The organism is Weissella soli (genome assembly GCF_001761545.1).
Taxonomy (GTDB): domain Bacteria; phylum Bacillota; class Bacilli; order Lactobacillales; family Lactobacillaceae; genus Weissella; species Weissella soli.
Genome location: NZ_CP017326.1, coordinates 869,162 through 882,945, shown reverse-complemented (window position 1 = coordinate 882,945; position 13,784 = coordinate 869,162). Strand labels below are relative to the sequence as shown.

Here is a 13,784-nt window from a genome sequence, read left to right as displayed (position 1 = left end):
TATTAGTATTTGTAATTTACTAGCTTTTGAATACGACGCAAGCTTGGGATTTGGCCCAATGCAGCTAAATCTGTCGTTATCATTAGTCGGTAGGGGCACCTACCTAATCTTATATCAAGGAGTGATGTTAATGCGCATTAACATTTTGTTAGAAGCCGCCGAAACAGGTGAGCGTATCTACCTAACTTCTAAGAATCGTCGTAACACACCTGATCGCTTGGAGCTAAAGAAGTACTCTCCAAAGTTGCGTCGTGTTACCACATTCAAGGAGGTTAAGTAACCATGGCTAAGAAGTCAAAGATCGCTAAGGCTAAGAAAATTGAAGCAACGGTTGCTAAGTATGCTGCAAAGCGTGCTGCATTGAAGGAAGCTGGAGACTACATTGGTTTGTCAAAGTTGCCTCGTAATGCATCACCTGTACGTGTTCACAACCGTGACAAGATTGATGGACGTCCACACGCTTACATGCGTGAATTCGGAATGTCTCGTTTGAACTTCCGTCAATTGGCACACAAGGGATTGATTCCTGGTGTTAAGAAGGCTTCTTGGTAATTTGCATTTTACCTTAAGTTTTCAAAAGAACCCACTTACTCGTTTGAGTAGGTGGGTTCTTTTTTGCTGTACAGATCAGTCAATGAATTAGGTGCACGCGCTTAGTGGTTGAATTTTGACAAAGTAGCACAATATTGCCACATAATGTAGTAAACTATTAGATAGTACGTGAGTCGATCACGGTAATTTCATTAATGAATTGGAGAACTAAAAAATGGCTAAGACGCTTGTTTTTGGACACCAAAACCCAGACACTGACACAATTGCATCAGCAATCGGAGCATCATATTTGTTGAACACGTTGTACGACCAAGACACCGAAGCAGTGGCCTTGGGAACTGTTAACGATGAGACAAAGTTCGCTTTGGACAAATTTGGTGTTGCCGCACCACGTGTCATCGAAACAGCCGATACTGAAGATGTTTATTTGGTGGACCACAATGAAGCTGCTCAATCAGTGGCTAATATCGCTGAAGTTAATGTGTTGGGAATTTATGATCACCACAAGTTTGACTTTAAGTCATCAGCACCACTTTACATCATTAATAAGCCTTGGGGTTCAGTGGCGACAATCCTCTTCTTTGAGTTTAAGACGGCGAATGTTGCCATTCCAGCTGAAATTGCTGGTTTGTTGGCTTCAGCCGTTATCTCAGACACATTGTTGTTGAAGAGCCCAACGACCACTGCAATGGACAAGGAAGCTTTGGCAGGTTTGGCAGCAGCTGCTGGTTTGGACGATGTTGAAGCTTACGGTTTGGCCTTGTTGAAGGCCGGTACTGACTTGTCAAAGAAGTCAGAAAAGGAATTGATTGATGGCGATGCCAAGTCATTTGAAATTGGCGGTCATACTTTCCGCATCGGTCAAGTCAATACAGTTGATATCGACGAAGTTTTGACACGTCAAGCAGCCCTTGAAACAGAAATCAAGGCGGAAATGGCTGCTGAAGGTTACGACAACTTCTTGTTTGTCATTACTGATATCCTGAATTCAAACTCAAAGGCACTCTACATTGGTGCAGAAACAGCGGCCGTTGAAAAGGCCTTCGACAAGTCTTTGACGGATAACGTGATCGACTTACCAGGGGTGGTTTCACGTAAGAAGCAAGTCGTTCCACCATTGAACGCGGCCTTCTAATCAAGCTTAATAATCGATGTTCACGTTAATCGTGGCCACTGATTATTTTTATATTATGAAAAAGTGTTGACGAAACGATGAGGATACGTTAATATTATGCACATAGTTTAAAACAAAGTGATCAGGAAAGTAGGTTACTTACCAAATTCAAGAGAGTTATCGGTTGGTGGAAGATAACGTGCGGTGAGTTTTCGAAGATGGCCTGTGATTGGACTACGGTGACTAGCAAGTCTAGAAGCTGAGTACGGGGTGGTGACCGTTATCAACACACACATATCGGTTCGGCATCATCTCGCTTTGAACCCGTATGTTGCTGAGGTTTATTTGGGCGACCAAATTTACGAATTAGAATGGTATCACGAGAGCTCGTTTCTAAGTTTTTAACTTAGGGATGGGCTTTTTTATTGTCCAAACAATGATTATTTTACTTTTTAGGAGTGGTGTGAGATGAAGAAGATTCAAATTTTGGCTGCAACAGCGGCGACTGTTTTTACTGCTAGTACTGTCGTATCCACAACGACCCAGGTGGCGTCAGCTGCAAGCAAGAAAACGGTTACAGTGGGTGTCGTCGGTGATTCTGACCGTCAATTGTGGGAATATGTTGTAAAGGATGCAAAGAAGAAGTATGGCATCACGATCAAGCTGAAGGAATTCACGGATTATGTGCAACCGAACAAGGCCGTGGCTGATGGGTCATTGGACTTGAATTCATTCCAGACCTTGAACTACTTTAAGACACAAAATCCAGAATACAAGAACAAATTGGCCACGATTGGTAAGACGTATATCACACCAATCAAGTTGTATTCAAAGACATTGACTAGCTTGAAGGATATCAAGAAGGGCGCTACGATTGCCATTCCAAATGATGCCTCAAACGAAAAGCGCGCTTTGGACTTGTTGGTTTCAGCCAAGTTAATCAAGTATGATACGTCAAAGAAGACGCCAACGGCTAAGGATATTACTAAGAATAAGAAGAATTTGAAGATCAAGGAAGTTGAATCTGCGCAAGCGGCGGCTGCTCTGAAGTCAGTCGATGCCGCGGTGGTGAACACGAACTACGCTTTGGATGCCAAGTTGACTGATAAGGAAACATTGTTCACGGAGCCCGTTAACAAGAAGGCTGCCGGTTACATCAACTACATTGTGGCCTTGAAGAAGGACAAGAACAAGAAAATTTACAAGCAAGTCGTCAAAGCCTACCAAACCGACAAGACAAAGAAGCATATCAAGGCATTGTATGGTACAGCTGAAAAAGCTGCCTGGGATATCAAGTTGAAGTAAGCTAAAATAGATACATCGCAAGCGTTATAGAAGAAAGATGGAGGAAATTGACATGGCAGAACAAACAGCCATTTTTGCAGGGGGATGTTTTTGGTGCATGGTGCAACCATTTGACACGTTAGCCGGGATTGAAAAGGTTCTTTCAGGATATACCGGTGGCCACAAGGATAATCCGACTTACGAAGAAGTGTCAGCCCACACAACGGGTCACACTGAAGCGGTCAAGGTATGGTTTGATGATGCTGTCATTTCATACAAGGAATTAGTTGATCTCTATTGGCAAGTGACTGATCCAACGGATGCCATGGGTCAATTCCAAGACCGGGGTGATAATTACCGACCAGTGATTTTCGTCAACTCTCCTGAGCAGCGGGCCATTGCTGAAGAATCAAAGCAAGCATTGGTTGCAAGCAAAGTCTTTGGTGATGAACCTATCGTGGTCACTATCGAAGATGCCCAGACTTTCTGGATTGCAGAAGATTATCATCAAGACTTCTACAAGAAAAATGTCGATCGTTATGAAGCCGAACATGCCCCTCGCCAAGACTTTATTGATGCACATTGGGGTGTCAACGAAGGGTAATTCACACAATAAGATGAGTGAATTATGAGAGTGCAATTTGCGTAATCGGTCACCTAAATAAAGTTGAAAAAGCGATTTAGTCCCTGACTAAGTCGCTTTTTTATATGAAATCAATCTTTTGGTTAAGAAACTCTTGAAGAACAAAATGATAAGTGTTATCTTAATTATTAGAAATTTATTAGGAGAATGAATTGCGTATGAGCGACGAATTGTTAATTGCACGAGATGTATCTGTCGCCTTTAAAATTGCGGGAGAGTTCCAAACGGCACTGCATAAGGTGAACCTCGATATTCATCGGGGCGAGGTATTAGCCTTGGTAGGTGAGTCGGGATCGGGTAAGTCAACTTTTGCGATGAGTATTATGGGACTACATAGTCGTGATCAGGCAAAGGTGACCGGTTCAATTACATTAAACGGTGATGAACTGGTTGGATTGTCAGAAGAGGCTTTTGATACCTACCGCGGGGCAACGGTAGGTATGATTTTCCAGGATCCTTTGTCAAGTTTGAACCCGTTGATGAAAATTGGTGACCAGATTGGTGAGGCGATCACGATTCACCAATCAAAGAAGACAAATGTGCATGAACATGTGATTCGTTTACTCGATGATGTTGGTATTGTGAATCCACAACGGGTTGCGGAAGCCTATCCGCACGAACTATCTGGTGGGATGCGGCAACGTGTCATGATCGCGATTGCATTAGCCAATGAACCAGATTTGATTATTGCCGATGAGCCAACCACAGCCTTGGATGCCACCATTCAAGCACAAATCCTAGATTTGATTAAGGATATTCAAGAAAAGAAAAATGCGGGTATTTTACTAATTACGCATGATCTAGGCGTTGTGGCTGAAATGGCTGACACCGTGGCAGTGATGTATGCCGGTCAGATCGTCGAGAAGGCTAGCGCAGTGGATTTGTTTGAACATCCTCAGCATCCCTATACTCGTTCATTGTTGCGGGCTGACCCATCTGACGTCAATCCAGGGGAAGAGTTATACGCCATTCCTGGTACGGTACCAGCCTTGAAGGATATGGATCACTCCAAAGATCTGTTCTTGAAGCGTGTGCCATGGTTGGATGTAGCCACGGTCGAAGCGACCGTTGATGAAGAACTCCAAGACTTGGGTAACGGACACTTTGTCCGCGGTAACGCCTGGCGTAGTTTTGAGTTTATTGATGTTGTGAAAGAGGATAGTATACGATGAGCGAATTAGTCAGAATTGAAAATTTACAAGTCTATTATCCAATCCGTTCAGGCTTTTTGAATCGTATCACGGATAATGTCAAAGCGGTTGATGACGTGTCCTTTGTCATCGAGGCCGGTAAAACATATGGCTTAGTGGGTGAATCAGGATCAGGCAAGTCAACCATTGGGAAGTCATTGGTGGGATTGGAAGATCCCACGAGTGGCAAAATTTTGTTTGAAGGAAAAGAAGTCACCACCATCAAACAAAAGAAGGCCCTGAACTACAACAAAGATGTTCAAATGGTTTTTCAGGATAGTCAATCATCTTTGAACCCGCGCAAGACCATTGGTGAAATCATTGCGGAACCTTTGAAGAGCTTCGGGGTACCAGGCAAGATTGAAGCGGGTTACCAAGGTGAACGGTCGTTTGATCAAGTGCTCATTGACCAACGTGTGTTAGAGTTATTGGAGATTGTCGGCTTACCAGCACGGACCATTACCCAATACCCCTTCCAATTCTCGGGTGGTCAACGCCAACGAATCGGGGTGGCGCGGGCTTTAGCGTCAAATCCGCGTTTAATTGTGGCTGATGAGCCAGTGTCGGCATTGGATTTATCAGTGCAAGCGCAAGTCTTAAATTTCATGAAAAAGATTCAGCGTGATTATGGCATTAGTTTTTTGTTCATCTCACATGATTTGGGTGTGGTGAAGTATATGACTGATAATATTGCCATCATGCACAATGGTCGTTTCGTTGAAGTCGGCACCACGGCCGACATTTTTAACAATCCGCAACATATCTACACGAAACGCTTACTTTCAGCGATTCCGAGTCTGAATGTCCGCGAACGTGGTGAAAAACGCGCTATTCGTAAAGCGGTTGAGCAAGAGTTTCAAAACAATAAGACGAAGTACTACGAAAAAGATGGTACTCGTGATAAGGCATACGATCTCGCGCCGGTTGCTGGTTCAATGACGCATTTTTCAGCCGTGAAGAGAGAGGAGAACTAAGCTATGTGGAAAACAGTTTTCCGCCGTTTCTTAATCATGATTCCCCAGTTAATCTTGGTCTCGGTGATTATTTTTGCCATCGCTCAATTAATGCCCGGTGACCCGTTCTACGGTAATCTTAATCCCAATCTGGATCCGGCGACCATCGAACGGATGCGGCATGCGGCTGGGCTGGACTTACCATGGTACCAACAATACTTTAAGTGGGTTGGTAATGTCTTACACGGTGATTTAGGTACCTCATATGTCGTGAATAAGGGTTGGACAGTAACTCGGATTATTAGTACGCGCATTTGGCCAACCTTGACTATGGGTCTGATTGCCGCCATCTTAACCTATGTGCTGGCGATTTCACAAGCACTGTTGGCAGCTCGTCATGAGAATAAGTGGATTGATAATACATTGGTTGTTTGGAATACTTTGACGTCAGCAGTCCCTTCATTTGTTTTTTATTTCATCATGATGGTTTTGTTTGTGTATGTGATTCCCATTTTCCCAAGTTCCGGGACGGGTATTGATGATTCACAATCTTTCTTGACGAACTTTTTCAGTAATTTACGGTATGCATTTTTGCCAGCATTGACGATTGCGTTGTTTAGTACAAATGGTATTTTTCAATATTTACGCGCTAATTTACTTGATCAACAGGCGCAAGATTATGTGCGGACGGCACGGGCGAAGGGTGTCCATCTGAAGGATGTTTTCCGGCGCCACATCTTACGAAACGCCTTTTTGCCAATCGCTTCTGGGATTGGCTATTCAATTACGGGTGTGCTTGGTGGTGCGATCTTTGCTGAAACGGTGTTCGGTTATCCGGGGCTTGGGGCCTTGTTCGTACAAGCCTTAACCAGTCGTGATTACACAGTGATTACAGCATTGATGTTGTTGCAAGGATTTTTAGCCTTGCTGGGTGGGTTATTGTCAGATATCATTTCTGCATGGGTTGACCCACGCATTCGTGTGAAGTAAGGGGTGTGACATGAAAAGTACATTTAACAAACAACGCTTGGGGTCACGCTTTGTCAAAAACTTTTGGCGTGAACTCGAGCATGATAATTTAGGATTGATTGCCACGATACTCTTGATCGTGCTCTTCTTGTTTATTTTTATCGGGCAACTTTTCGTTCCCAGTGATATTGGCACGATGAGTAGTGTATTGGATTCTAATCTGCCTCCATTGACCAATGGTCATATTCTGGGCACGACAGACTCAGGGGCCGACTTACTCTTGACGCTCATTGTAGCGGCCCGTAATTCCTTGATTATCGGTTTCGGGGTGGCCACGTTGATCACTTTGATTTCGGTGGTCTTTGGGATGATGATTGGTTATTTTGGTGGTTGGGTCGATTGGCTTGCCATGCGGATTATCGATTTTTGGTTAGTGATGCCGATTCTGATGATTTTGGCAATTATTTTTTCAACGGCCAAGGGGATGTCCATTTGGAGCTTGATTGTTATTTTGTCACTGATGAATTGGCCGGCGAACGTGCGGTTGGTGCGCACGTTAACGCTGTCCGAAGTCAATCGTGATTATGTTGAAGCAGGTAAGATATCAGGCACACCTTGGTTCAAAATCTTGTTCACGGGTATTTTGCCAAACATTTCTTCAACTATCATTTCTGACTATGCACTCACCTTAGCCGGCTCGATCGGTCTAGAAACTGGGTTGACTTTCTTGGGGTTTGGGTTGAAGCACGGTACGAGTTCAATTGGTTCAATGTTGACAGTGTTAAGTGATAGCTCGGCCTCATCAATCTACACGAACTGGTGGTTGTGGTTACCAGTTACCTTGGTTTTGATTATTATCACCTTTGGGATTGTTGTCTTAGGACAAGTCGTTCGCCGAGCAATCGATCAACGCCAATCAATTTCATAATTTAAAAAAGACGTTCCGTTTGGAATGTCTTTTTTATTAAATTTATTATATTTGTTCTCATAAAATAATGATGGTTATTTAAGTTATGCCTTAATGAGCCATAGTGAAACGGTTTCAAAAGGATGAATGATTTTTTAAAAATGCCTTTTTAATAGCTTGTATAGCTAATAAATGTGTAAAATCAAATTAAATAAGAATTAGATTAGAAAAAGTATTGACTTTTTAATTTCCACTGGTAAACTTGGTAACAGTTAGAAATTTAATTCACGTTTAAGGTAGTGGATTTAGAAGATGAGGATAAGTGTTTATGGTAAGTACGGGAAAGAAAATCGGATATGGCGTGGGTGGTTTGATTGTCGTTGCCGGTGGTGCATGGGCCATCTTGGCCAATCAATCAAACAACAATAGCTCATCTACAGCAAAGGTCGCGAGTGCCGGATCATTTAAGGGTGATTATAAAAATGCAAAGACAGCAGTTAAAAACGGTAGCTTGACCGTAACCACACCAGGAACTGCTTCTAGCCCCATTTCATTTGGTGGATATCTTGAATTTACCCAATGGTCTGCTGCAGCTTCACAATTGGGACCAGCAAGTAACTCCATTTTCTATTCAGATTCAAAGAATCGTTTGGAAAATGGTGGGCCAGCTAATTTCAAGATCGACAAGGACAAGAAGACGGTTACCATCACTTTGCGTAAGGATTTGAAGTGGTCAGACGGTAAGCAAGTTGTTGCTCGTGACGTGGCCTTCTCACTTGAGACTTTGGCAACTAATGAGGTGGCCACGAGCAATTTCTCAACGGCTTACACAAATATTAAAGGTGTGACGGATTTCCAAAATGGTAAGGCTGACTCAATCTCTGGTATTAAGTACAACGATGGTGAGAATGGTAAGAAGTTGACGATTTCATATACTTCATTGCCAGCCGCTTTGGCATGGGGGGATGGTATTCCAACGTATGCCTTGCCATACCACGACTTGAAAGATGTTAAGTCAAAGGATTTGGCTACTTCAACAAAGGTCACAAAGCACCCATTGTCATTTGCTGCATACAAGGTAGCGTCAGTTTCATCAGACTCAACGGTTAAGTTCACTCGTAACAGTGAATACTACGGCAAGAAGGCTAAGTTGGCTTCAATTACCTACTACGTCAACCAAGACCAAACGAAGTTGTCTTCTGATTTGGGCAAGCAGAAGTTTGATATCGTGACGTCCGTGCCATCAGCTTTGTGGAAAGATGGTAACACAGCTGTTTTGTCAAAGTTCAATAATGCCAAGGGTTACGCATCAACTGGGCAATACGACTCAGGTTACTGGGAATTGTACTTTAATTTGGGTCACACAAATGCTAAGACCTCAAAGATTGTCCAAGATCGTTCAACACCTTTGCAAAACAAGAACGTGCGTAAGGCCGTTGGTTATGCAATGAACGTCGGTGATGTCACTAAGAAGTACGGAAACGGCTTGGTTGTCCCTGCGTCAACGCTTGTATCAAAGAACATTACTAAGAGTGAGTTCTACAATAAGTCAGTTAAGGGTTACCAAACCAAGTCATCTGGTGATGTTAAGAACGCGGCGAAGTACTTGAAGAAGGCTGGCTACAAGAAGGATGCCAATGGTTACTTTGCTAAGAGTGGTAAAGAATTGACTTTGACATACTTGGCTCGTTCAGGTAAAACTACTTCAGAAGCTGAAGCTAAGGCTTACATTGCTGCTTGGAAGGCCGCTGGTATCAAGGTGAAGTTGTATCAAGACAAGCTCGTTGATCCTTCAACTTGGCAATCAATCGTGTTAGCTAACAACAATGACTGGGATATCACTGATGGTGGTTGGTCAGAAGGTTCTGCACCAACATTTGACCAATTGTGGGCTGACAACGCGCCATACAACTTGGGTCACGTTACTTCAAAAGCTTTAACAAAGAACTTGAAGGAAACGTCAGCTGCAACATCCGACAAGGAATTGATTGCTGGTGTTAAGGCATTCCAAAAGTTGGTGGTTGATGATGAAGCTTACACCATCCCAACACGTACTAATATCGATGTGCAATTGGTAAACGGTCGTGTGAAGGGCTGGACAACCGCACCAACGAACAACTTCTGGGCAAAGTTGTCTGTTACTTCTGATAAGGCAGTTACATCTGGTAACCCTCGATCAGCAAAGTAATCACATAAAAGTTTCAAAGAGACACCTCATCGATGAAAACCAAAAAGGACCCCGCATCAAATTGTTGCGGGGTCTTTTTATGAGCATCACAGCCAGAAGGGATATGGCTGGGTCGTGAATTCCAAATTAATGGCTTGCCGGCAAAGTTCTTCACCATCGGCGTGGGCATAATTAATTTCGTCGGTGCGGAGATGGATTTTGGCATTTGTCCAGCGGTGAACCTCAGGTAGTTGCTCGTATGGGTTACCGGTTAGTATTTTGACCAGAATCCAGATTAAACGACGCATGGTAGCTTGTTTTTCGATCACGACCAAATCGAGAAGGCCATCTGTCGGGTTAGCATCTGGCAGGATTTTTACGCCGCCACCGAAGTAAGGATGATTCGAGAGAGTCAGCAAATAGGCTTGATGCACGCGTGTATGCTGGCCATTCACATAGACGTCTAAAGTAAAGGGTACCTGATGGACTAGCGTTTTGACAATGGATGTCAGATAAGCGAGTTTGCCTAACCCAAGGGCATTTAGCACCTTTTTTGAACGCGAGTGGTTCGTGTTAAATACGGCAAGGGCGTCAAACCCGATCCCGATGTTATTGACAAAATAAGCGGGTTGCTTGGTCAAACTGTCGGCATAGACCCCAATATCGACTAACTTGGGCGGTTGCGTGGCGGTCGTGTTGAGAATCATTTCGAGCGCGGCGAGGGGTGTGCTAGGTAACCCATGGGCCCGGGCAAAATCATTACCAGAACCAGCCGGGATGTATGCCAGTGGTAATTGGGCAGCCGGCTTAGCGTGTAAGATGCCGTTCAGTGCCTCATTAAGCGTCCCATCGCCACCAACTACCACGAGATAGGTGTTGTCAGGGAGACCGTGCAAGGCATACCAGGCCGTCCAATTGGCGATATCGCCTAAACGTTGACTAATCCGAAAGGTATAATGGCAGCGGTGTTCCTTTAAATAGGTTTCAATAACCGGCCAAAGCTTGGTCGCTTTACCCGATCGGGCAGAGGGGTTAATTAAAAAAATATAGTCAGACATAGTACTTTCCTTGCTTGCTAATTCTATTCATTTTAGCAAAAATAAATTAATAAGTACTATTAATACGTGAATTTAACGAACAGGGTGTCGTTAATCATCATGCAAAAGCATAACAGGCGGAAGAAGTTCTGATATTGTGCTAAAATATTAGATATTGATTAGGAAAAGAGGATGCATATGGACGCGATGTCGTTGTCGCCACGGTTAGCACTGGTGGCGTCTTTTGTACCCGCACAGGCCCGTTTAGCAGATATTGGTTCGGACCACGCCTATTTACCAGCGCATTTATTATTGACAGGAAAAATTTCCTTTGCAGTAGCTGGCGAGGTGGCCGCCGGGCCGTTAGAAAATGTGCAACATGAAATTGAACGCACACATTTAAGTGAGACATTGATTGGGCGCTTAGGGGATGGCTTTGCAGCAATTGAGCCGGCTGACAAGATTGATACGGTGACGATTGCAGGCATGGGTGGCCGATTGATTGCCGAGATTTTAACAGCTGGGCATACGCCAGGAAAACAGTATCAACGGTTGATTTTACAACCCAATATTGATGTGGATGTCGTTCGTACTTGGTTACAAGATAATGGCTACGCTTTGATTGATGAAACGATGGTCTTTGATGACAATCATTACTACGAAGTCCTAGTTGCTGAACCGGGAGTCACAAAGTTTACCACCCGACAGCTGAAATTTGGGCCGTTTAATCTTGCACGCCGACCAGAAGTTTGGCAAGCCCGTTGGCAACAAGAAGCCGATCGGATTCATACAATCATGACTCAGCTAGCTGCAGCGGAAAAGACCGCGACACCGGCATATCACGCGTATCAGGCCGCCCGGGATCACATTCTGGAGGTGTTGGCATGATAGCTAGTGAATTAATTGCAAAGATCGAAGCCCATGCGCCACGCGAGTTAGCGTGGGAACGGGATCCAATTGGCTTGCAGATCGGTGATCCTAACCGTGATATCAAAACAGTGATGACCACGTTAGATGTGCGCCCAGAAGTGGTCACAGAAGCCATTGAACAGCATGTTGATTTTATTTTTGCCCATCATCCAGTGATGTTTCGGCCAGCCAAAAATCTTGATTTATCACAGCCACAAAATCAAATGTACGCTGATTTGATCAAGCACGATATTGTGGTCTATGCCGCGCATACCAATTTGGATGCGGCGACTGATGGCATGAATGATTGGTTAGCTGAATTATTGGGGATCACCCAAACGAAACCCATTCTGCCAAATGCAGACGGCGTAACAGGGTTAGGCCGGATCGGTACCTTAGCAACACCAATGACCGTCGCGCAATTTGCACAACAAGTGCGGGCAACTTTTGATGTCGCGACGGTGCGGGTGATTGCCAATGACCTAGAACGGCCGATTCAAACAATTGCCGTGCTTGGTGGCGATGGTGGTAGCGAGTACCCGGCCGCGTTGGCCGCGGGTGCCGATGCTTATGTAACGGCAGATTTGTATTATCATGTAGGGCACGATGTGTTAGCAGATGACTTTGTCGTGATCGACCCGGATCATCATATGGAAGCCATTGCCAAGCCGAAAATGGCTGAACTAGTCCAACGATGGCAAGTTGAAAATAATTGGGCATTAACCCGGGTATTTGCGTCAACCGTAAATACAGATCCATACACTTATATTTTTTAGAGGAAGGTTTTTAGCATGGTAGAGACAGAATATCCAAATTTGGTTGAACGCTTTGTCAAGTACGTCAAAGTTAATACACGTTCAAATGAGGAATCAACAACAGTACCTTCAGATCCCAAGGAAGTCGCTTTTTTGGCTGATTTAGCTGCGGAGTTGCAGTCAATTGGTTTGGAGAATGTGCGAACAATGGCTGATGGTTACGTATTTGCCGAATTAGCGGCGAACGTGGCCGAGGAAGTCCCAACCATTGGGTTTATTTCACACGTTGATACGGCTGACTTCAACGCTGAGAACGTCAACCCACAATTTGTTGAAAATTATGATGGTGTTTCCGACATCAAGTTGAATGATGACTTCAAATTGACGACGGCGCAGTTCCCATCATTGAAGAAGTATCAAGGACATACCTTGATTACAACAGATGGGACCACCTTGCTCGGGGCCGATGACAAGGCAGGGGTGGCTGAAATCGTCACGTTAGCGGAGTACTTGTTAACCCATCCTGAAATTAAGCACGGTAAGTTGGTCTTTGGGTTCGGTCCTGATGAAGAGATTGGGATCGGGGCAGATCATTTTAACGTGGCTGAATTTGGCGCTGATTTTGCATACACGGTGGACGGTGGCCCACTCGGCGAATTAGAATGGGAAACTTTCTCAGCAGCTGATGCTCGCGTGAAGATTCAAGGATTAAATGTGCACCCTGGTTCGGCCAAGGATACGATGATTAACGCTATTCAAGTGGCTTTTGACTTCCATGCACAATTGCCTGCAAGTGACCGACCAGAACATACTGAAGGACGCGAAGGTTTCTGGCATGTCATCAATGTCGCTGGAAACCCAGAAGAAGCAGAATTGCGGTACATCGTTCGTGATCACGATCGGGCGAAGTTCAACGAGCGTAAGCAAACTTTGCAAGACATTGCGGCTAAGTTTAACGAAGCGTTTGGTGAAGAGCGCGTCACGGTAGAATTGCATGACCAATACTACAACATGGGCGAAATCTTGAAGGATGATATGACGCCAGTTGATTTGGCTGAGCAGGCAATGAAGGAATTAGCGATTGAACCAATCATCGAACCCGTACGTGGGGGAACTGATGGTTCAAAGATTACCTTCTTGGGCTTGCCCACACCAAACTTGTTTGCTGGTGGCGAGAACATGCATGGTCGTTTTGAGTACGTTTCGACAACCGTCATGGCCCAAGCCGTGGATGTGTTGTTGAAAATCTCTGAATTGAACCTACGGAAATAAACATTTACAGGCGTTATGCCTGTGTACATATC

At 44.4% G+C, this 13,784-nt stretch carries 14 protein-coding genes; 13 read left to right on the top strand and 1 reads right to left on the bottom strand.

Features of this window, described 5'->3' with window-relative positions; translation table 11 throughout:
* The first annotated feature begins 130 nt into the window (after nucleotides 1-130).
* From rpmG to WSWS_RS04095, 10 genes are all read left to right on the top strand, one after another.
* A complete protein-coding gene (gene rpmG / locus WSWS_RS04140) occupies nucleotides 131-280 on the top strand; it encodes a 50S ribosomal protein L33 (RefSeq protein ID WP_070230096.1) in 150 nt (49 codons plus the stop codon).
* 2 nt (nucleotides 281-282) lie between these two features.
* Nucleotides 283-552, top strand: a complete 270-nt coding sequence (gene rpsN / locus WSWS_RS04135) for a 30S ribosomal protein S14 (RefSeq protein WP_070230095.1) — start codon at nucleotides 283-285, stop codon at nucleotides 550-552.
* 214 nt (nucleotides 553-766) lie between these two features.
* Nucleotides 767-1,687, top strand: a complete 921-nt coding sequence (locus tag WSWS_RS04130; RefSeq protein ID WP_070230094.1) for a manganese-dependent inorganic pyrophosphatase — start codon at nucleotides 767-769, stop codon at nucleotides 1,685-1,687.
* 447 nt (nucleotides 1,688-2,134) lie between these two features.
* Nucleotides 2,135-2,971 carry a MetQ/NlpA family ABC transporter substrate-binding protein gene (locus WSWS_RS04125; protein ID WP_070230093.1) on the top strand — a complete coding sequence of 279 codons (837 nt, stop codon included), beginning with the start codon at nucleotides 2,135-2,137 and terminating at the stop codon, nucleotides 2,969-2,971.
* Between the two features lie 52 nt (nucleotides 2,972-3,023).
* On the top strand, nucleotides 3,024-3,554 hold the full coding sequence (msrA, locus tag WSWS_RS04120) for a peptide-methionine (S)-S-oxide reductase MsrA (protein ID WP_070230092.1): 531 nt from the start codon (nucleotides 3,024-3,026) through the stop codon (nucleotides 3,552-3,554).
* Nucleotides 3,555-3,751: 197 nt separating this feature from the next.
* Nucleotides 3,752-4,765, top strand: a complete 1,014-nt coding sequence (locus tag WSWS_RS04115) for an ABC transporter ATP-binding protein (protein WP_070230091.1) — start codon at nucleotides 3,752-3,754, stop codon at nucleotides 4,763-4,765.
* Nucleotides 4,762-5,757: an ATP-binding cassette domain-containing protein gene (locus tag WSWS_RS04110; protein ID WP_070230090.1), complete on the top strand. Its 996-nt coding sequence runs from the start codon at nucleotides 4,762-4,764 to the stop codon at nucleotides 5,755-5,757. Before WSWS_RS04115 ends, WSWS_RS04110 begins: the two co-directional genes overlap by 4 nt.
* Before the next feature lie 3 nt (nucleotides 5,758-5,760).
* A complete protein-coding gene (locus tag WSWS_RS04105; RefSeq protein WP_070230089.1) occupies nucleotides 5,761-6,726 on the top strand; it encodes an ABC transporter permease in 966 nt (321 codons plus the stop codon).
* Between the two features lie 10 nt (nucleotides 6,727-6,736).
* A complete protein-coding gene (locus WSWS_RS04100; protein ID WP_070230088.1) occupies nucleotides 6,737-7,633 on the top strand; it encodes an ABC transporter permease in 897 nt (298 codons plus the stop codon).
* 307 nt (nucleotides 7,634-7,940) lie between these two features.
* Entirely contained in the window at nucleotides 7,941-9,800 is a 1,860-nt protein-coding gene (locus WSWS_RS04095; RefSeq protein ID WP_070230087.1) for an ABC transporter substrate-binding protein, read from the top strand.
* 86 nt (nucleotides 9,801-9,886) lie between these two features.
* Here WSWS_RS04095 and WSWS_RS04090 read toward each other — a convergent pair whose 3' ends face one another.
* Nucleotides 9,887-10,837, bottom strand: coding sequence for a diacylglycerol/lipid kinase family protein (locus WSWS_RS04090; RefSeq protein WP_070230086.1), 951 nt, complete (start codon nucleotides 10,835-10,837; stop codon nucleotides 9,887-9,889).
* A 177-nt stretch (nucleotides 10,838-11,014) separates the two neighbouring features.
* Here WSWS_RS04090 and WSWS_RS04085 point away from each other — a divergent pair, with 177 nt between their 5' ends.
* The 3 genes from WSWS_RS04085 to pepT are packed head-to-tail and all read left to right on the top strand — an operon-like array spanning nucleotide 11,015 to nucleotide 13,752.
* The gene (locus WSWS_RS04085; RefSeq protein ID WP_070230085.1) at nucleotides 11,015-11,704 is read left to right on the top strand and encodes a tRNA (adenine(22)-N(1))-methyltransferase; all 690 of its coding nucleotides are present in this window, start codon (nucleotides 11,015-11,017) and stop codon (nucleotides 11,702-11,704) included.
* Complete coding sequence (locus WSWS_RS04080; RefSeq protein ID WP_070230084.1) at nucleotides 11,701-12,501, top strand: Nif3-like dinuclear metal center hexameric protein; 801 nt, start codon at nucleotides 11,701-11,703, stop codon at nucleotides 12,499-12,501. The genes WSWS_RS04085 and WSWS_RS04080 overlap by 4 nt, the downstream gene beginning before the upstream one ends.
* A gap of 15 nt (nucleotides 12,502-12,516) precedes the next feature.
* Nucleotides 12,517-13,752, top strand: coding sequence for a peptidase T (gene pepT / locus WSWS_RS04075; RefSeq protein WP_070230083.1), 1,236 nt, complete (start codon nucleotides 12,517-12,519; stop codon nucleotides 13,750-13,752).
* The last annotated feature ends 32 nt before the right edge of the window (nucleotides 13,753-13,784 follow it).

Excerpts from the sequence above, each read along its gene's own strand:
- rpmG (WP_070230096.1), top strand. The coding sequence starts at position 131 with ATGCGCATTAACATTTTGTTAGAAGCCGCCGAAACAGGTGAGCGTATC.
- rpsN (WP_070230095.1), top strand. The coding sequence starts at position 283 with ATGGCTAAGAAGTCAAAGATCGCTAAGGCTAAGAAAATTGAAGCAACG.
- WSWS_RS04130 (WP_070230094.1), top strand. The coding sequence starts at position 767 with ATGGCTAAGACGCTTGTTTTTGGACACCAAAACCCAGACACTGACACA.
- WSWS_RS04125 (WP_070230093.1), top strand. The coding sequence starts at position 2,135 with ATGAAGAAGATTCAAATTTTGGCTGCAACAGCGGCGACTGTTTTTACT.
- msrA (WP_070230092.1), top strand. The coding sequence starts at position 3,024 with ATGGCAGAACAAACAGCCATTTTTGCAGGGGGATGTTTTTGGTGCATG.
- WSWS_RS04115 (WP_070230091.1), top strand. The coding sequence starts at position 3,752 with ATGAGCGACGAATTGTTAATTGCACGAGATGTATCTGTCGCCTTTAAA.
- WSWS_RS04110 (WP_070230090.1), top strand. The coding sequence starts at position 4,762 with ATGAGCGAATTAGTCAGAATTGAAAATTTACAAGTCTATTATCCAATC.
- WSWS_RS04105 (WP_070230089.1), top strand. The coding sequence starts at position 5,761 with ATGTGGAAAACAGTTTTCCGCCGTTTCTTAATCATGATTCCCCAGTTA.
- WSWS_RS04100 (WP_070230088.1), top strand. The coding sequence starts at position 6,737 with ATGAAAAGTACATTTAACAAACAACGCTTGGGGTCACGCTTTGTCAAA.
- WSWS_RS04095 (WP_070230087.1), top strand. The coding sequence starts at position 7,941 with ATGGTAAGTACGGGAAAGAAAATCGGATATGGCGTGGGTGGTTTGATT.
- WSWS_RS04090 (WP_070230086.1), bottom strand. The coding sequence starts at position 10,837 with ATGTCTGACTATATTTTTTTAATTAACCCCTCTGCCCGATCGGGTAAA.
- WSWS_RS04085 (WP_070230085.1), top strand. The coding sequence starts at position 11,015 with ATGGACGCGATGTCGTTGTCGCCACGGTTAGCACTGGTGGCGTCTTTT.
- WSWS_RS04080 (WP_070230084.1), top strand. The coding sequence starts at position 11,701 with ATGATAGCTAGTGAATTAATTGCAAAGATCGAAGCCCATGCGCCACGC.
- pepT (WP_070230083.1), top strand. The coding sequence starts at position 12,517 with ATGGTAGAGACAGAATATCCAAATTTGGTTGAACGCTTTGTCAAGTAC.